14 protein-coding genes and 2 pseudogenes are annotated in these 18,221 nt (G+C 42.8%); 7 read left to right on the top strand and 9 right to left on the bottom strand.

The genetic code is table 11. The annotated features are described in order from the left end of the window. Positions 1-15 precede the first annotated feature (15 nt). The 4 genes from AB4513_RS01930 to nirB form a co-directional block, all read right to left on the bottom strand. Positions 16-1,806: a bifunctional protein-serine/threonine kinase/phosphatase gene (locus AB4513_RS01930; RefSeq protein WP_009844887.1), complete on the bottom strand. Its 1,791-nt coding sequence runs from the start codon at positions 1,804-1,806 to the stop codon at positions 16-18. 147 nt (positions 1,807-1,953) lie between these two features. Beyond that, positions 1,954-3,423 carry a NarK family nitrate/nitrite MFS transporter gene (locus tag AB4513_RS01925; protein ID WP_009844888.1) on the bottom strand — a complete coding sequence of 490 codons (1,470 nt, stop codon included), beginning with the start codon at positions 3,421-3,423 and terminating at the stop codon, positions 1,954-1,956. A gap of 142 nt (positions 3,424-3,565) precedes the next feature. After that, positions 3,566-3,910, bottom strand: a complete 345-nt coding sequence (gene nirD, locus AB4513_RS01920; protein ID WP_004730303.1) for a nitrite reductase small subunit NirD — start codon at positions 3,908-3,910, stop codon at positions 3,566-3,568. 140 nt (positions 3,911-4,050) lie between these two features. Further along, positions 4,051-6,633 (bottom strand): nitrite reductase large subunit NirB, encoded by a 2,583-nt coding sequence (nirB, locus tag AB4513_RS01915; RefSeq protein ID WP_009844889.1) that lies wholly within the window; start codon positions 6,631-6,633, stop codon positions 4,051-4,053. A gap of 473 nt (positions 6,634-7,106) precedes the next feature. Between nirB and AB4513_RS01910 the strand changes: the two genes are divergently transcribed. From AB4513_RS01910 to AB4513_RS01900, 3 genes are all read left to right on the top strand, one after another. Beyond that, positions 7,107-9,719 carry a molybdopterin oxidoreductase family protein gene (locus AB4513_RS01910; RefSeq protein WP_032555002.1) on the top strand — a complete coding sequence of 871 codons (2,613 nt, stop codon included), beginning with the start codon at positions 7,107-7,109 and terminating at the stop codon, positions 9,717-9,719. A 616-nt stretch (positions 9,720-10,335) separates the two neighbouring features. Next, a complete protein-coding gene (locus tag AB4513_RS01905) occupies positions 10,336-10,548 on the top strand; it encodes a DUF2971 domain-containing protein (protein ID WP_083783993.1) in 213 nt (70 codons plus the stop codon). Then, a complete protein-coding gene (locus AB4513_RS01900) occupies positions 10,496-10,765 on the top strand; it encodes a hypothetical protein (protein ID WP_009844891.1) in 270 nt (89 codons plus the stop codon). Before AB4513_RS01905 ends, AB4513_RS01900 begins: the two co-directional genes overlap by 53 nt. Before the next feature lie 41 nt (positions 10,766-10,806). Here the strand turns inward: AB4513_RS01900 and AB4513_RS01895 are convergent, their stop codons facing one another. Further along, positions 10,807-11,295 carry an Sbal_3080 family lipoprotein gene (locus tag AB4513_RS01895; protein WP_032555003.1) on the bottom strand — a complete coding sequence of 163 codons (489 nt, stop codon included), beginning with the start codon at positions 11,293-11,295 and terminating at the stop codon, positions 10,807-10,809. A 463-nt stretch (positions 11,296-11,758) separates the two neighbouring features. Further along, entirely contained in the window at positions 11,759-11,884 is a 126-nt protein-coding gene (locus AB4513_RS01890) for a YHYH domain-containing protein (protein WP_102257609.1), read from the bottom strand. Positions 11,885-12,351: 467 nt separating this feature from the next. Between AB4513_RS01890 and AB4513_RS01885 the strand changes: the two genes are divergently transcribed. Together AB4513_RS01885 and AB4513_RS01880 are read left to right on the top strand one after the other, a co-directional pair. Beyond that, positions 12,352-12,729 carry a hypothetical protein gene (locus AB4513_RS01885; RefSeq protein WP_009844893.1) on the top strand — a complete coding sequence of 126 codons (378 nt, stop codon included), beginning with the start codon at positions 12,352-12,354 and terminating at the stop codon, positions 12,727-12,729. Between the two features lie 148 nt (positions 12,730-12,877). After that, positions 12,878-13,753 carry a prohibitin family protein gene (locus tag AB4513_RS01880; RefSeq protein WP_102257610.1) on the top strand — a complete coding sequence of 292 codons (876 nt, stop codon included), beginning with the start codon at positions 12,878-12,880 and terminating at the stop codon, positions 13,751-13,753. Between the two features lie 330 nt (positions 13,754-14,083). Here the strand turns inward: AB4513_RS01880 and AB4513_RS01875 are convergent. After that, positions 14,084-14,305, bottom strand: a pseudogene (locus AB4513_RS01875) (IS110 family transposase); the annotation flags it as partial. A gap of 61 nt (positions 14,306-14,366) precedes the next feature. Here AB4513_RS01875 and AB4513_RS01870 point away from each other — a divergent pair. Next, the gene (locus tag AB4513_RS01870) at positions 14,367-15,566 is read left to right on the top strand and encodes a hypothetical protein (protein WP_009844896.1); all 1,200 of its coding nucleotides are present in this window, start codon (positions 14,367-14,369) and stop codon (positions 15,564-15,566) included. Between the two features lie 167 nt (positions 15,567-15,733). Here AB4513_RS01870 and AB4513_RS01865 read toward each other — a convergent pair. After that, positions 15,734-15,900, bottom strand: a pseudogene (locus tag AB4513_RS01865) (IS110 family transposase); the annotation flags it as partial. Positions 15,901-15,969: 69 nt separating this feature from the next. Here AB4513_RS01865 and AB4513_RS01860 point away from each other — a divergent pair. Beyond that, complete coding sequence (locus AB4513_RS01860) at positions 15,970-16,314, top strand: hypothetical protein (protein ID WP_102257611.1); 345 nt, start codon at positions 15,970-15,972, stop codon at positions 16,312-16,314. Positions 16,315-16,602: 288 nt separating this feature from the next. Here the strand turns inward: AB4513_RS01860 and AB4513_RS01855 are convergent, their stop codons facing one another. Continuing rightward, entirely contained in the window at positions 16,603-18,174 is a 1,572-nt protein-coding gene (locus tag AB4513_RS01855) for a cyclic diguanylate phosphodiesterase (protein WP_032555124.1), read from the bottom strand. Positions 18,175-18,221: the final 47 nt, after the last annotated feature.

The following is an 18,221-nucleotide window of genomic DNA, read 5'->3' as shown; positions in this document are numbered from 1 at the left end:
AGCTCGAACTTGGAGTTAACTCGAACCAAGCAATAAGCCCAACTCTACAATGGCAACAATGCCGAGCAACAAAGCCAACACTTTCCAAAACTGGATTGGGTTTCGGTTTATCAAAGGTTGCTTGGCTTTGCTTTTCACCAAGCTTTGGTTTGGTGTGTAAAGGTCTGCCACAAAATCCCCCAACACTTGATGACGTTCGCTTGGTGATTCGGCACAGGCTTTTTGTAACACCAAATCCACCCAGCTTGGTAAGTCCGCTCGTTTTTGTGTGATGGGTTGGTATTCCCATTGATGGTGGCGAGATTGCTTAAGCGATTGTGCGGTCATTTCAGAGTAGGGCAATTCACCGGTTAGCATCTCATAGCCGATCACAGCGATAGAGAACAGATCAGAGCTGGTGGTCGCGCTGTTATGTTTGATGGTCTCTGGCGCTATGTAATTGACCGCACCTAGTGGAGTGTCGTCTTTGTCTGCGAGCTCTCCCTCTTCAAGTCCTCTGACTAATACAGCGCCAAGGTCGATGATTTTTATCTCACCATCATGTTGAAGCATAATGTTCTCGGGCTTTAAGTCTCGGTGCACCATGTCTGCGCGTTGTAATACTCGAATACCTTGTGTGATTTTTTCTAGTATGTCGCGTACTTCATTGAGTGACGGTTTTGGATTGTCGTACATCCATTGTCTTAGCGTGATGCCTTCTACCCATTCGCAGATTTGATATAAGAATTGCGAGTTCTCTGGCGTAGGGTAGACCTTCATTACTTTCTTATTGTTTAGCAAGATCCCCGCCCATTGTTCATTAAAGAAAGCTCTCAGTTGCGAAGGGCTATCATGATATTGGACGGAAGGGACTTTCAGCACGAACTCGGTTTGTGTCTCTTTCTGCATCACACGATACACATGGCTTCTAGAGCCTGCATACAACACCTCAAGCACCATAAAGTTGTCGATACTTTGCCCGAGCTTTAACGCGGGTGGGATGGCGCGTTTAGCCAGTTTCTCATGGAATTCAATCAGCGAAGGTTTAGGTAGGTGACTGACTTGCACAATCAAGCAGCTCACGTTGTCTGAACTGTTGTGGCTTAAAGCGGTGTTACAGATCGTTTGTGCGGCGTATTCGAAATCCACTTCAGGTCTATCGATGTGTTCTTTGAAAGTATTGGGAGCAACAAATTCATGCACGCCGTCAGAGGTCAGGATAAAGCAGTCCCCTTTCTTGATAGGCAGGGTTTGGTAGTCAACGTTGAGTTGATTATCCATCCCTAAAGCTCGCGTTAGGTAATGCTTCTGCCCCATATTTTTACGGGTGTGGTCGCGGGTAAGCTGGCGTAATTCTCCATCTCTTAGTAAGTAAATGCGACTGTCGCCAACGTGGAATATATGTGCGGTGTTCGATTTGAGTATCACGCTGCTGAACGTCGAAACGAGGGCGTTGTGGTTCACTTGTTGTGCAGGATGAATGTTAGAAACAGACGTGTTGAAGAGCCAAGAATTGAGTGAGGTTAAGACTTTCTGTGCTGAACGCTGAATACTCCAGCTATTTGGAGTGGCGTAATAGTCGTCGATAAATTGCATCACGCTGGTGTGACTGGCTTTCTGGCCGTGTTCACTGCAACTTGCCCCGTCTGCTATGCAGACGACACTGCCTTTCAACTCTTGCTCAGTACGAGTTTTGGGGTGCTTTACAATGATGGCGTCTTGGTTTTCATCACGTATGCCTTTATTCGAATAACCGCCAAACTTAAGCGTTAATTGGTTGTTTGATTCCGGCGTGACGACTTGCCCTTGGCTGAATGAAATTGTCATAACTGGTCTTCTTCTTAACTGGCCGTCTTCTCATTTGCTTGAGAGCACATCTGAGAAAGAACAAAAGCTCTAGCGAATGCAGAGCCTTTGAACGTAGTACCAAAGTGGTGAAACACACCTTGGTACTACTCCCGATTCAATGAGTGGTTAGCTCGATACGTTAATCAAGGTCACGCTACCGTCGTCATTCACTTCAGCAATTTGGCCGTTAGGCTCTTCCATGAACATCAGAGTAACGAAGCCTAGTACTGCTGTTCCTGCAATCACCAAGAAGAAGGTTTGGTAACTTACGAATGAAAGCACAGTTAGGTAAACCACCGCACCCACGTTACCGTAAGCACCTGTCATACCAGCAATCTGACCTGTCATACGACGCTTGATTAGAGGAACTGTTGCAAACACCGCACCTTCACCGGCTTGTACGAAGAAAGAACACGCCATTGCAGCGACAACCGCTAGCCATACAGGCCATGTGCTGTCGACTTGACCCATTGCAAAGTAACCCACAGCAAGACCAATCGTTAGAATAAGCAGTGTTGGTTTACGACCGAATTTATCTGAAATCCAACCACCACCTGGGCGAGACATTAGGTTCATAAAGGCATAAGCCGATGCAACCATACCTGCAAGAACTGGTGTTAATTCAAAGGTGTCAGAGAAGAACAGTGGCAGCATAGAAACAACAGCCAGTTCAGAACCAAATGTCGCGAAGTACAATACGTTAAGTACCGCAACTTGCTTGAATTTGTACTGGTGAATCTCTGGTACTTCTTCTTTAAATACGTTCTTGTTTACTTTCCAAACTTGCGACACTTCGTACACGTAAAGTGCGGCTAAACCTGCATACACAGAGTAAACCGCCATGTCAGATAACATGTTGATGTTGCTTGGTGATAGCTTCCAAGTCAGTAGCGCTAAAGCGGCATACATTGGGATCTTCATAATAAGTAGGAAGAAAAAGTCACCCTTTGATGTCACTTCCATCGCTGTTACTTGAGCTGGTTTGAAGTAAGTAGAACCTTTTGGTGTATCCGTTACGTTTTTGTAGAACACAAACGAGAACGCTAAGCTCATTACGCCAGTAATACCAACCGCATAACGCCAGCCGTCTTCACCACCAAACGCTAGAGCGAGAGTTGGAAGGGTAAACGCTGCTGCTGCTGAACCGAAGTTACCCCAACCGCCGTAAATACCTTCAGCCGTACCCAATTCATTGTGTGGGAACCATTCAGACACAAGGCGAATACCAACGACGAAGCCAGCACCAATGAAGCCTAATAGGAAACGAGCAATCGCCGCTTGAATGAAAGAGTCTGCCATAGCAAACATAAAACAAGGGATTGAACAGACAGCGAGTAGCGAAGAGTAGACCAATCTTGGGCCGTATCTGTCGGTTAACATACCAATGGCGACACGCGCCGGAATGGTCAATGCAACGTTGAGAATAAGCAGTGTTTTGATCTCTTCAGTAGAAAGACCAAGCGACGTTTTTACCATTTGCAGTAGTGGGGCAAAGTTGAACCACACAACAAAGGTGATAAAAAAGGCCATCCAACTTAGGTGTAAGGTTTTCATCTTACCCGTAAATGAAAGCAGCGAAAATTTTGTGTTATCCATGGTTTAAATCCTTTAAATCTGGAAAATTACCCGGCTTTAGCTCGTGCGTTACTTCCGAAATTCGAACGCATTCATGTGGCTAAACCCTGTGCCGAAATTGCTCACGCTGATAAAGCGTTTACATGATGGTGTCGGCGTTTAGTTAACTGGCGATAGCAAGCGGTGCGAGAACCTGAACCTGTTCTCCTTGCTTGCGAACTTCAAATTTCACGAGCTTGAGATCGGGTTGTTCAAGGCACGCGCCAGTTTCTAAGTGGTAATGCTGCTTGTATAAGGGTGAGGCTACGTAAGGCTCACCGCTTAATGAACCAATGATACCACGTGACATCACATTCGCCTTACCAACAGGATCGTAATTAGAGAGCCCATAAAGCGTGTCACTTCGCTTGCAGTAAAAAATAGCCACTTGGTTATCGTCTACTTTGGCGCAAATACCACCGTTTGGGGTTAGGTCCCGGGTGTTGCATACGGTTGTCCAATTTTCCATGATTTTCTCCTAGTCAAAACATAAAACTAATAATCAATTTAATTAGCGTGATAGCCGACAGCAGTTTTCTTGGGCTGCGCCGCTGTCGACTATCGATATTGGGTTTAGTTGTTACTGATTCACTCACACGTCAATGAGGCTTACGAAACCTCAGTCACTTCGATTTGGTCTGCGTTGGCTAGCTTTTCATCGCGTTGTGAATCAACAGAAGAGCTCAAACTTGGCTTTGGAAAGCGTTGCTCTCGTTCTTTGATGAATGACAGGCTAGTGTCCATTTCTTCGCTGTTGATGTAGTGCTGGAAACGCTTCATTTTTCCAGGGTTTTCGATGGTGGTTTTCCATTCACACTGGTATTTTTCGATGTTGAGAGCGATGTCAGCTTCAAGTTCTTCAGCAACATTGAGCTTGTCTTCAATCACGACTTGCTTGAGGTATTCGATGCCGCCTTCAAGGTTTTCCATCCATACCGACGTACGCTGTAGGCGATCCGCGGTACGTGTGTAAAACATCAGAATGCGGTCGATGTATTGCAGCAGTGTGGTTTCATCAAGGTCGGTAGCGAAAAGGTCACCATGGCGAGGGCGCATACCGCCGTTACCACAGATGTAGAGGTTCCAACCTTTGTCGGTGGCGATAATGCCAAAATCTTTTGATTGGGCTTCTGCACATTCACGAGTACAGCCAGAAACCGCAAACTTGATCTTGTGGGGTGAGCGCAAGCCTTTGTAGCGGTTCTCTAGTCGAATCGCTAAGCCAACACTGTCGTCGACACCGTATCGGCACCAAGTGCTGCCCACACACGATTTCACGGTACGTACCGATTTACCGTAGGCATGGCCAGTTTCAAAACCAGCATCGATTAGCTTTTTCCAGATGATTGGCAGTTCGTTAAGTTGAGCGCCAAACAAGTCGACACGCTGACCACCGGTGATCTTGGTGTAAAGGTCGAATTCTTTAGCGACTTCGCCAAGCACGATTAGTCTATCGGGTGTGATTTCACCGCCAGCAATACGCGGAACCACAGAGTAGGTGCCGTCTTTTTGCATGTTACCGAGGTAGATGTCGTTGGTGTCTTGCAGTTCTATGTGTTGATCTTCAAGGATGTAATCGTTCCAGTACGAAGCCAGAATCGAACCGACAGCCGGTTTACACACAGTACAGCCCAATCCGTTTCCGTGAGAATCTAACAGCTCATCGAAGGTCTTGATTTTGTTGACGCGGATGATGTCAGTTAGCTCTTGGCGAGAATACGCAAAGTGCTCACAGATATCGTTAGAGACTTCCACACCTAGGTTACTTAGCTCGCTATCGAGAACCTGTTTAGCAAGGGCAGAACAACCGCCACAACCTGTTGAAGCATTCGTGGTTTCTTTCAATGCAGCCATCGTGGTGCAACCCGCTGAAACCGCGTCTTTAATGTCGCCTTTGGTCACATCGAAACATGAACAAATCACAGCGCTATCCGGCAGAGCTTCAACACCCATTGCCGAACCTGAATCATCGGCCACGTTAGGTAAAATCAATACCGATGGGTTTTCAGGAAGGGGCATATCGTTTTGTTTGATTTGCAGTAGCGAACCGTAAGCTTCTGCATCACCGACCAATACTGCACCGACAATCTTTGTACCGTCTGCCGAGATGATCAGGCGCTTATAAACTTGTTCAATTTCATCGTTATAGGTATACGACTGAGCTCCTTCCGTCTTGCCATGTACTTCACCAATACTGGCCACATCGACGCCAAGCAGTTTGAGCTTGGTGCTCATGTCGGCACCAGTAAATGCAGCATCGTCAGTGCCGCCGGAGACAATATGCGAAGCCGCGACTTTCGCCATGGAGTAACCGGGTGCGACTAAGCCGAAGATCTTGTTGTCCCAAAGCGCACATTCACCAATCGCATACACGTTGTCGATGTTAGTTTGGCAGTGATCATTAATCACGATGCCGCCACGTTCACCAATGGCGATATCAGAGCTGCGAGCTAGGGCATCTTGAGGGCGAATACCTGCAGAGAACACGATCATATCGGTTTCAAGGTGGGTGCCGTCTGCAAAGTTCATTCTGTAGCGAGCGCTTTCACCCGCGACTATCTCAGAGGTTGCTTTCTCGGTATGAACTTGTACGCCAAGGTCTTCAATTTTTCTGCGCAGTAGGGCACCGCCACCGTCATCTAACTGTACGGCCATCAGGCGAGGTGCAAATTCCACTACATGGGTTTCCAACCCAAGGTTTTTGACTGCGTTTGCGGCTTCTAAGCCAAGCAGACCACCACCAATAACGACGCCAGATTTGCTGCCTTTGCTAGATAGTTCAATGGCGTCTAGATCTTCAATGGTGCGATAAACGTGGCAGTGTTCTTGGTCGTTACCGTGAATAGGGGGAACAAAAGGGAATGAACCGGTTGCCAGAATTAAGGTGTCATAACTCTCGGTATGTCCCGATTCAGTCACAACGCACTTATTTTCAGTATCCAGTTGAGCGACTCTCGCGTTGAGAAGGTAATTGACGCCATTGCTTTGGTAATACTCTTCGCTGGTTAATGCCAAATCATCAGCATTTCCGCGCTTGAAGTAAGCGGTCAACTGAACACGGTCGTAGGCCAACCTTGGCTCTTCACTAAAAGTAATCACATCAAACTCATCACTCTCTGATTGCAGGATGTTGTCGATAAATTTGTGTCCAACCATGCCGTTACCCACAACGACGATTTTCTTCTTGCTCATAATCCATTCCTTATTCTCGGCGTCACCATCACTAGCATCTAATTTCTAGTCGTTAGCAGATGAATACCGGGTTGAGATTCCACTCAATTCATAATCATCAAGAAAAACAAAAATGTTTTTTCTAAGTCTTGGTTTTTAGTGGAGCAAGTAGGGTGCCAGATTGCGGGTTGTTCATTTAAATAAAATTTAATTTATATTTTTCAGTGGTTTAAAATTTGGCGGTGGCACGCAATTACCCCTAAAGTGGTATGTAATTTTTTTGTTAGATTTATATAAATGAGCGTTTGTGGTGCAACTTTCCGCAAGATGGTGCAAAAATTAAGTTTCTATCTTGGTTAAGTTGAAATCTATTCAGTATTGATATTTTGTTTTTTTATTAAGTGATTGTTTTTAATGTTAAATATTTCTTTTTTGTCGGCTGGTATTAAGTGGCGTGCTATTTGCTTGGTTTGAGTTATTACAATTATGGATAATTGAGCGAGAAACGGATGACCGATTCAAACAGCGGTTGGATAAAATCAACCTGTGCTTATTGTGGTGTAGGGTGTGGAATAGAAGCGAGACCGACATCGTTAGGAAAACTAGAAGTACGTGGTGATAAAGATCATCCATCAAACTATGGGAAGCTATGTACTAAAGGGATTGCGCTTGGTGATACTGTCACGCCTTTAGGGCGCCTAACACAGCCTGCTCATATTCAGAATGAGCAAAAACAAGAGCTGGATTGGAACAGTGCCACTCAGTTGGTTGCAGACAAATTCAATCAAACGATTGAAGAATTTGGAGCCGATTCGGTTGCGTTCTATGTTTCTGGTCAGCTGCTTACTGAAGACTATTATGTTGCCAATAAATTGATGAAAGGCTTCATCGGCAGTGGCAACATCGACAGTAATTCTAGGCTGTGCATGGCTTCAACCGTGGTTGGGCATAAGCGAGCATTTGGCGCAGACACCGTACCTGTCTGTTATGAAGATCTCGAGCAAGCCGATCTGGTTGTGATTACAGGCTCCAACCTAGCATGGTGTCATCCGGTACTTTTCCAAAGGCTAAGAGCCGCGAAACAAGCCAACCCTGCATTGAAAGTCATCGTCATCGACCCGCGTTATACCGACACCTGTGAAATCGCAGACATTCACTTGGCATTGGAATCTGGCTCAGACGTGGCGCTGTTTAACGGTTTATTGGGTTACCTCGACGATAACGACAAGCTAGATTCAGACTATATAGAAAACCACACTCAAGGCTTTACTGAAGCGATTCGTTCTGCAAGTCATTATTGTTATACCGAATCAGACTATACCGAATCAAGTAAGGGAGACAAAAGCGTTCCTGAGCTAACAGGGCTTACTGAACAGCAACTTGAACAGTTCTACCAGTTGTTTGCATCTAACGAGAAGGTGCTCACCATCTATTCCCAAGGCGTAAATCAATCCACACAAGGGTGTGACAAGGTAAACGCCATTATTAATTGCCATTTAGCCACTGGGAAAATTGGCAAGCCGGGCGTGGGGCCATTCTCTGTAACGGGTCAGCCGAACGCAATGGGTGGGCGTGAGGTGGGCGGCCTAGCCAATACCTTAGCGGCGCACTTTGAGTTTGGTGATCCGCAATCACACCAAACGGTGAGCGAGTTCTGGCAAACCGACAGCTTAGCCACACATGCGGGTTTAAAAGCGATCGACCTGTTTGGTGCCATGAATGAGGGAAAAATCAAAGCGGTGTGGATCATGGCAACGAACCCAGTCGTGAGCCTGCCTGATAGCGAAAAAATCAAAGCCGCACTAGAGAAGTGCCCATTTGTGGTGGTGTCTGATTGTATTGCCGATACTGAAACCATACGCTTGGCCGATGTGGTGCTGCCCGCGCAAGGGTGGAGCGAGAAGTCGGGCACCGTGACTAATTCTGAGCGTCGAATCTCGCGCCAACGCCGTATATTACCAAGCCCAGGGGAAGCCAAACCTGATTGGTGGATATTAAAAGAAGTCGCGCAAAAAATGGGATTCAAAGAGCAGTTTGAGTATCGCCACGAAGGCGAGATCTTCAAAGAGTATTGCGAGATGACTGCGCTTGGTAATGAAACAGGTAAAGCGCGTGACTTGTGCTTAATAGGGCTCACTCAATTGGATGAAAAAGGCTATGGTGAACTCACTCCGCAACAATGGCCAGTACTTGAATATCAACCAGAGATCATTGAACAGCGCATGTTCACCGACGGCGAGTTCTTTACTGAATCTGGCAAAGCGCAGTTTATCGCGGTTGAGCACGACAAGCCGATTGCTGATACCAGTGTCGAATTCCCACTTATCATGAACACAGGCCGAATCCGAGACCAATGGCACACCATGAGCCGCACGGGCTTGGCCGCAGGTTTAGGCGAACACACACCAGAACCCTTTGTTGCCATGCACCCAGATACGGTTGCAGCACTTGGTTTAGAAGAGTTCGGCTTAGATGAATTTGGGCTAGATGCTTTCAACCACACCACTATTAATCCAGTGGTGAAAGTGCGCAGTGAACAAGGGGAGTGCCAAGCTCGCTTAGTGGTAACCAAAGAGATGCGCCGCGAACAAGTCTTCATGCCTATTCACTGGAATGCACCGACCGCCAAAGACAGCAAACCGTGTGACCTGATCTTGCCTCATACCGATGCGGCTTCAGGCCAGCCAGAGTTTAAACACACCCCAGTGGTGGTTGAGCCGTGTGGTTATCGTAGTGAAGCCGCACTGGTCAGTGACAAAGTGATGGATTGCAGCGGATTTGATTACTGGGTGCGCCAAAGAGTGGAGGGCGGTTTTCTGTATCGCATATCTTCCTCTAAGAACCCAATGGAGTTGGTGATTCAGCTTGCTAACACACTCGATGCTTTACCAGAACCGAATGCAGAAGCAATTAAGTCACTCCATTATCACGGCAACAAATCATTCAAGAACTACGGCTCTGCCAAGCTGGATCAATTTGGCGTGAAGCAAGCGTTCGTAGTCAACAGTAAGCTCGACCATCAAAGCATCGAATGGCTAGTGGAGTGCCTAACCCGAGAAGCCGATCAAGAGTTCGAAGCCGAGTTTTTGAGTGCCATGGCAAAGTAGTTATTACCTCTTATTCATCCATACTTATAACGTAGACGCCGACTATCATGTCGGCGTTTTTGTTTGAGAGCACGACACCCAAGATATGAACAACTCACATATTGGGTGGTTTTCTGCTTTTCGTCATGTCTGATACGAAGATAAGTAGGTAAGATGATGTTATTAAATGGGTTATTGGACCTAGTGCAGCGCGTCTTGGAAACTAGACAGAATTGTTTCAGAGACAAAATTCAGGATTATTCTGTCTAACATAGCTGTTATGTGATTAGGTGTGAATGTTTAGGTAGAGTGGAAAATGTATGAAAAATTCTGAAGTGACGTCCTTATAAAAATACAAGCCCCTGAATCAATTCACACTAGATATTATAGCTTCAGAACGCATTAACTATGCACTACCTGAGTCATTTAATGATCCTTTCGATACGAAATGCTCGTTTCCCAGCAATACCGCCATGACTTCATCTACTAATGTAAATAAAATCGCACGAGCCTTTCCCAATGAGCCAGACATTATGGCATTCAAACTCAAAAATGTAATTCCAGATATTGATAGGTTTCATCATCATTTGAAAACTTTGGAATCGTATTACTGACAGAAAACGCAACTGATATTCTAATGTGGTCTCATTATGCTGATAATCACAATGGAATTTTTATTGAGCTAGAAAGAAACGAGCAGAATGAATTGGGCAATCATGAGGTAACTAGAAAAGTAAAATATACTAAAAGTTATCCGTCATTGAATACAAAAATTTTACTTGAAAAAGATAGGTTTAATGCATCATTGCAAAGAGATTTTATACACAAAATATTTGCAATGGAAATATGAAAAAGAGTTGCGAACTTTTAAACCACAAGGTGATAGAGGTTATCCGTTACCCGGAAAAATCTTATCAATCTCTTTTGGCGTAAGAGCGTCACCAATAGACATTGAAATAGTCAAGAAATTAATAGTGGGCACGGAAATAAAGTTGTTCCACGCTGAGTTAAAGCAAGGGGATTTTGGCATTAAGTTCAAAAAATCACATAATAAAAATGTTAGTTGAAGCGTGTATTATAAAGGCCTCGTAGTAGAGGCCCTTAGGAACTAGTTGTTTGGCGTACCACCAAGACAGATTAGTTCGTTTGCTTCGTCTTTTGTCAAATCACTAAGTAAAAGATCTAGTGTTACTTGAGTACGTCGTTCAGCGGAACCAAATTTATCAATGCCACCGCACTTTACTGTGTCAATTTTTACTAGTGCAATCGTTTGACCTTTATCTTTAACCTCAACATTTAGGTAACGCATATAAGTAGCCATATCCCACCACCAGTTTGCAGAATATGTTAGTTTTGGGGCGTCTGTGGTTTTTGAGTTGGACTGAGAGATATCAATAACTTGGTAGTCATATCCGTATTCGTCTAATTTTGCAGCAATGATTTTTTTAATTGAGTCTTTTGTTCGGCCATCGTCAATTATCAGTAGTTCCTTGTTTTCTAAATACGTTGTATCTAGTTTTTGTAACTCAACAATTGCGTTGTTAGCGCAGCCTGCAAGTAGCATTATTGAAAAAGTAGCGACAAGTTTTTTTAACATTGGTATTTCCAGGGTGGTGTAAATCGCGTGCATACTATCATGCACCAATTACCAATTAAATGGTACGATATTCCTTATTGTGCAAAGGATTGATGAGTATCATTTCCCGTTTTTATTTTGAATGGGGTAAGAATGCCGGGAAGTAGAAAATAGCGAGGTTTAGCCCCGCCAAATAGTGGCTTGGTTAGTTACAAATTGTAATGTCGCCAATAGTGCTACATGTTTTATTATCACGATCGCCATTGATAATAGTCGTGTGTGTGTTAGCAAATACATTCGCTGTGAAAAGAATTGCAATTATTGCGATTGTTTTTTTCATTTTGACGTGGTCGTCCAATCTAACTTTATTTTAAATAGACATAACATAACACAACTCGGTGTCATGCATTGAGAAATTAATTCTTCTAACTGCTCTTCTGAAACTGTTTTTTATCAATGTAGAAGAACGAGTACATTAGTAGAATTAGTGACAATGACGCACACCTGTGCGTGAGTCTACGTGACAACCGTAACTGTCTGTGCCACCAGAGTGTGCGTAAGCAGTAAAAGCTGAAAGAGCTAGAAATAAAGCTAGTGCGATGTGTTTCATTGGTGTTGTTTTCTTATCATGTAAATTAAAGAGCTCGGATTTTAGTGAATTTCCATAAAAACAGAAATGAAAAATTTTTATCGTTACCATTAGAGGTTATGTCTGGCTTCTATTAGTGCCTGGAAAACATCACATAACGAATAAGGATTAAGGTGTTGCGCAGCCAACACTAAATCCCAAGTGTTGAACAAGCCCAAGATAAGGTAGCGATAACAATCTTATTAATCATTTAGCTATTTTCCTGTTTCTTTCGTCGTCACATCTCCTCTGATTCCGAAAATGCCATTCTCTTTATTTGCGATGCCTTTCGGCTAGGTTAAAGTCACCATCAAATTATGAATCGATATCGGATGTGATAATGGGAATTAATCGCATTAATCATTTACCTTGCAAGTATTGATTGGTAAGGTGTTGTTAAAGATAGGTTTATCGTATTTTAAGTTGGTTGGCTTTATGGAGGAGGAACAATGGGAAGTGGCAAAAAGAATATTTGGCTTGAGTCTGATTCGATTGTAACAAGGAAGAGCCCAAAGCCTCTTAAGCTTAATACGTTAGAAAATATCTACGTTAAAGAGCATGGCATTAAAAGTAAAATCACAAGGTCGTTTTTTATTGCGGTTGTGTTTAGTTTACCTATTTTCCTTTTTCGTCCACTTGCTGGTATTGGTGTGTTTTCCATAATTGGCATCGCTGGATACCTTTTAACCAAAAAATATGAGTTACGTGTCGGTGTTTTCAATAACGATGACGTTGGTGTTGTAGAGTCTGGGTTATATTCGTCAAACGAACGCGAGGAACTCGATGAAATAGTAAGGCTCGTGATGGAATATAAAACAGGCAAGTAATAAAAATAAGGACTAATATGATGCGTTACGCTCGGCGGTTATGATAAAAGTACCGTGTACTTGGTTAGCTCTGTGGGGCTCACTTTCTTACGGGCGTTAGGATTGATATTGATTATTTACACATATAATAAGTTGGTTGGTAAAAAGCATGAAACAAGCTGTAGAAATGAAGAAACTTAACTTACCTATTAAGAAGGTAGGTGCCGGAATTGCCGTTGCTTTTGTTCTCTTTAGTTCCGTTTATACTGTTAATGAGGGGCACATTGGTATTGTTAAGCGCTTTAGTGAAGCGAAAACACAGGTAAGCCCAGGTTTACATTTTAAAGTTCCGTTTATCGACAGCGTTGAAGAGATTGAAGTTCGGACACGCAAGAATGAAGAGAAAATGGCCTCAAGCACAAAAGAGCAGATGCCAGTCACGGTCGTCGTATCCGTTAACTGGACGGTAGACAAATCTGCAGCGTTAGATCTCTTTAGACAGTATGGCGGTCTTCCACAGTTTGAAGCTCGCATTCTTGACCCTAGGTTTAGGTCAGCAACTAAGGATGTGATTCCCAAGTATGATGCAGAGCAACTGATTCAAGATAGAGCAAGTGCTATTCAGGCAATTGAATCAAACTTAATTGAAGAAATGGCCGCGTTTCCAGTAAGCGTAGATAATATACAGATTGAAAATATAGCCCTACCAAAAAAATACCTTACCTCAATCGAGACTAAGCAGACTGAGAAAAACTTAGCCGCAGCAGAGAAACATAAACTGGCTAGACAAAACTTAGAAGCTCAAAGAGCCGTAAATACGGCAAAAGCCGAAGCTGATGGTATTGAGCTTATCGCTATAGCTGAAGCGAAGGCGATTAAATTAAAAGGTTTTGCTGAAGCAGAAGCGATTAATGCAAAGGCCAAAGCTCTTGGGGATAACCCATTAATCATTAAACTGACCGAAGCTCAAAATTGGGACGGAAAGCTGCCAGCAACAATGTTGGGTGGTGAAAATATGCCTATTTTAGATATGAGAGCTAAGTAGCATTAGAGAATTAAAGGTAATCCTAATTCAGAAGGGGTGAGATGTTGCACAGTCAGCATTTACCCCTGAAGCTTGCATAAGCCCAAAGTCACTTTGTTAAGCAAACTGTACGATTAGGTTTGAAGGGCACATCGTGTTGAGGTTTCTCTCAAGGCGAGTGAGGCCAAGGTAAGGTTGTGATAGTCATCTTATCAAGCCGCTAGTCATTTGCTGTTTATTGTCGCCATGTTTATTCTTATTCCACAAATGCCCCCAGCCTTGTTCTCGTTGTCTTTCTGCTAAGTGAGTTGGCTCAAGCTTTACACATGCCAAAATCAATATTAAAAATACGGCCGTATGACCTAGTTTATTTAGTGTTCTGTCCAATATTGTGCATTGTCACACGCTTCAGCGCCTATACGCATGAATGGCATATTTACTATTGTAGTCAGTAGGTTAAAGTGGGTGATGCTTTATGAAGCAGGACTTACTATTTTGGCCTGTGGTATGAGGGCTAAAGTGGTTTTTAGCTAGGTCGATACCGTAGAAATAGGTACCGCATAAATGTGGCAGAACCTCGAAAGGGGGGGATCCATGTCATTCGTAATATGGATTTTAACATCGAGGGTTTTGAATGAAAGCAGTAATCGGAAGTCTAAAGAGGTTTTGGAAACGTTATAAAGAAGAAAATCCAACTATACAGCTTAGCGTTCCATTTGTGGGAGGGTTCGCTGCGAACATTCCTTTAGTTGAAAAAGGGAAGATAAAACGGACTAGAACTGGAATAAATGCTCAAGATAAAATCGGTCTTTTTGTCGAATCTAACACTAATAATTTGGTTAAATTCTATAGTCAATATGAGTTAGAAAAAGAATATAAATTCTGTCGCGCACCATATGCTGAAACCATACCTCTAAGAAAAGGAAATAAAGGCTTTTCTTATGGAAAAAATGTAGATGATTTAGAAGTGTGTTTTATTGACGCGAAATACCAGGTTCCCGACTATTTAAAAGAACATTCAGAAAAAGCAGTAGAACTATTTAAAGCCTTAGGCAAGATAAAAATTGATGATACATCAGGCGAGTGGCAAAACGATTACTCAATACGTATCACTAATTTTGATATAACGGAAAACAAAATTCATATCCAACCAGCTACTTACTTTGATCAAGTCGCAACGAATCTAACTTTAGATTGGGCTTCTGGTGTATTAGGGGAAGACCCATTACTAACGATTCGAAATGATTATGAAAAAGCTCATCATGGTCTAATTACTCCTCTAAGATCATCAATACTTTCAAATACTCTAGGTGTGGCTGCTATTGTCGTTAATCCAAATACAAAAGAAGTACTGATACCCATTCGTGGGAATGAACAAGCTATAATGGATAACGGCCTAGGTAAATTCCATTGCTCTGCATCTGGGGTTTTTGCATGGAATGAAAATGATACTATTACGAATACCTTATCATTCGACTTTTTCTGTAAAGGAATAGAAAAGGAAATAAAAAGTGAAATTGGACTTAGACCAGATCAATATAGCCTAATACCGCTTGCGTTTACAAGGGAGCTCGTCCGAGGAGGTAAACCCCAGTTATTTTTTATTGCTGAAACTACATTAGATATTGCTAGTATTCAATCTGAAATGAAAATGGCGGAGGAGAATTGGGAATTTATTAGTATTGAGAGTGTTGATGAAAGTAATCCACTTTATAAATATATCGAGTTCCCTTTAAATGCCCCCCAAGATATGTTCACATATGAAGGATGGATGGCCATGAAGATTGCAATGGCATATTTTTATAGAACAGAACCACCTTTCAACGCATGCTAGCTGATATCCACATAAACGAATAAGGATTAAGGCTTCACGCTAGCAACACTAAATCCCTGAGTGTTGAGCAATCCCGGCACCATTTTATTAAGTAAACTGTACGATTAGGCTTGAAGGGCACATTGCTTTGAGGTTTCTCTCAAGACAAGTGAGGCCAAGGTAAGGTTGTGATAACCACCACAGGCCTCACGCTTATACGCATGAGTGACATATTTGCTATTGTAGTCCGCAATTTAGAGTGGGTTACCGAGTTATGAAGTATGACCTTACCATTTTGGTTTACGGCATGAAGGCTAAAGTGGTTTTTAGCTAGTTAGATAGCGCAGAAATAGATACCACATAAATATTGTAGAACCTCGGAAGGGGAAATCCATGTTATTCGTTATATAGAAAGGGAGGTAGAGTGCTAAATCGTATTGCTAAGTTGTTAATGCATTTATTGGCTTCATCTATAACGGCTTTTTTTGCTGGGATTTTGAGTGTAATTCTAACGATGATGGGAGGCTTTCTAATAATTCCTGCTTTTCAAACTTGGTTTATCATGAAGTATCAAAGAGGGAATGTTTTTATATCAAGTATGATTGCGTTTGCCCCTTGGGTTGCCATTCATTTTTATGCAATCGATCAGCCTAAGCTCACTCAAGTGGTAATCAATCTAGCATGTCAGTCTGCAATTGCTGGGATTATTTTATACGGACTTAGATATCATGCATATCCGAAAGTTATGGATTATTGGTCAGGTAGATAACTTTGTATAACAAGTAATTAAGAGTGAACCCAATTCGAGTTACCACACTCCTAGTAGTGGGCTAACATGCTTCAAATTAGAATGTCGCGTGCTCAGGGACAAGGAGCTTATCCAAGCCCCTGAACAAGAAGACGATCAAAATGCCAATTCTCAGTAGCAGCAGGCTAGGCTCCAGTTTGATTTGAAGTTTCTTTTCCATGATATCCCTTGTGATGCACCAATGATGCGATGAATTAAATGTTTATCAAAGGATATCTATAGTCTTTGTGTTATATTTTTTTCAGTGCCTTATGTAGCAAGAAATGTCTGGTTTGTTTGTTTCTCAACTTTATCTGATTCAAAATCTTGCTGTTTGATCAAGCTAATGGCGAGACTTATTGGCATTGGTTTATAGAAGTAGAAGCCTTGGATGTAGTCGACGCCTAGTTTCGACAAGATCTTCAGTTGCGACTCGTACTCAACGCCTTCAACTATGACTTGCATGCCTAAGGTGCGTGATAGCTGAAGCATGGATTCTAATAGTGGGATACCAAAACTGGATTCGTCGGATATGTTTTTCACGAACACGCGATCAATCTTGAGAATACTGAACGGAAATTGCCTTACAAAGTCTAATCCTGCGTAGCCAGTACCAAAGTCATCTATGGCAATTCTTACACCAAGATCAGATAGCTTTTGCAAGTTGTCCTTAATTTTGACCATATCGGCATCAGAACACTCACCATCCTCTGTCACCTCGAAAACCACTTGCTTGAGAATCTCAGGGTGTCTTTTAAAGATGCTAATCACTTTATTCGTGAAGTTACTGTTGGATACAACGTTTCGGCTGATGTTGACGCTGATGTACTTTGATGCAAATACCTCTTGATTACTTTTCAATGTCGTTAACACTTCATGCAGCACGAAATAGGTCAGCTTCTCAATCAAGCCTAAACTTTCAGCCAATGGAATGAAGATAGCAGGGGAGACGTTACCTTCAATTGGATCGTTCCATCTTAATAATGACTCACAGCCTACGATCTTATTGGTGCTTTGATTAACGATAGGTTGCATGTGAACATGTAGGTGTTTGTTTTTCAGAGCACTGGATAGCGAATATTCTAAGCTACGTTGGCTCTGTTTTTTATGCTTGAGGGAAAGGCGAATAATGGTCGTAATTCCCGCCATAAGAAAGCCAAACCATAAGTGACTCAGCATGAAGTTAATATAATACTGATAACCAATATATGAGGTGACGGTGAATGGGTAGATGTCTGACTGTATCCGTACCGTCGCGTTGTATGAGCCGAGGTCGGTAGGGTGAATGTCTCTTTTGATCACCTCAACTTTAGAGTTAATGCCATGGCTACTCAAATTAGCTTCTACAAGCTCAAAGATGAAGTGCGGAGGAATCATCAGGCTCACTCCCGAGCCTTCCTTAGTCGAGAATATCAGCATGATGGATTGCACCTTAGTAATCGCTGAGTTTGAATACGATAAGGTGGTTAAATTTGGGGCTTCATTGAGCCGCTGCCTGATGGTGTTGTATAGGCGAAATGAAACTTCACCATCAGTGGTTGAACAGTAAAATCGGTTCTCTTTGTCGAACACCGCGGCTTCTTTCACCCAATCAGCTTCAAAAACGTTTTGTCGAAGTTGTCTAACAATCGTGTCGCAAGGCTGATCTGGGGTAATTTCAGATAAAAAACGGTCGAACCTTGATTGAATCCCTTCTAACCTCGTTTCTACTAACCTTGATGTGTCTTCGGTTAACGTTTGGTAATGAGAAGGTGTCAAAGGAATGAGCAATGCCATGAAAAAAAAGAAAGAAATGGCAAAGAAGAACGAAGTTTTGGCAAAATGCTGGTACTTGATATCCATATTAAGAGAAGCGTGACCGATTGGTGTGTGCATGCAACTTAATTTAT

It is taken from the genome of Vibrio sp. 10N.222.54.E6 (assembly GCF_041473955.1).
GTDB lineage: Bacteria > Pseudomonadota > Gammaproteobacteria > Enterobacterales > Vibrionaceae > Vibrio > Vibrio tasmaniensis_A.
This window is presented reverse-complemented; position numbering and strand designations above follow the sequence as displayed.

Excerpts from the sequence above, each read along its gene's own strand:
- nirD (WP_004730303.1), bottom strand. The coding sequence starts at position 3,910 with ATGGAAAATTGGACAACCGTATGCAACACCCGGGACCTAACCCCAAAC.
- AB4513_RS01925 (WP_009844888.1), bottom strand. The coding sequence starts at position 3,423 with ATGGATAACACAAAATTTTCGCTGCTTTCATTTACGGGTAAGATGAAA.
- AB4513_RS01930 (WP_009844887.1), bottom strand. The coding sequence starts at position 1,806 with ATGACAATTTCATTCAGCCAAGGGCAAGTCGTCACGCCGGAATCAAAC.
- AB4513_RS01855 (WP_032555124.1), bottom strand. The coding sequence starts at position 18,174 with ATGGATATCAAGTACCAGCATTTTGCCAAAACTTCGTTCTTCTTTGCC.
- AB4513_RS01890 (WP_102257609.1), bottom strand. The coding sequence starts at position 11,884 with ATGAAACACATCGCACTAGCTTTATTTCTAGCTCTTTCAGCTTTTACT.
- AB4513_RS01900 (WP_009844891.1), top strand. The coding sequence starts at position 10,496 with ATGCATCATTGCAAAGAGATTTTATACACAAAATATTTGCAATGGAAA.
- AB4513_RS01880 (WP_102257610.1), top strand. The coding sequence starts at position 12,878 with ATGAAACAAGCTGTAGAAATGAAGAAACTTAACTTACCTATTAAGAAG.
- AB4513_RS01870 (WP_009844896.1), top strand. The coding sequence starts at position 14,367 with ATGAAAGCAGTAATCGGAAGTCTAAAGAGGTTTTGGAAACGTTATAAA.
- AB4513_RS01895 (WP_032555003.1), bottom strand. The coding sequence starts at position 11,295 with ATGTTAAAAAAACTTGTCGCTACTTTTTCAATAATGCTACTTGCAGGC.
- AB4513_RS01905 (WP_083783993.1), top strand. The coding sequence starts at position 10,336 with ATGTGGTCTCATTATGCTGATAATCACAATGGAATTTTTATTGAGCTA.
- AB4513_RS01885 (WP_009844893.1), top strand. The coding sequence starts at position 12,352 with ATGGGAAGTGGCAAAAAGAATATTTGGCTTGAGTCTGATTCGATTGTA.
- nirB (WP_009844889.1), bottom strand. The coding sequence starts at position 6,633 with ATGAGCAAGAAGAAAATCGTCGTTGTGGGTAACGGCATGGTTGGACAC.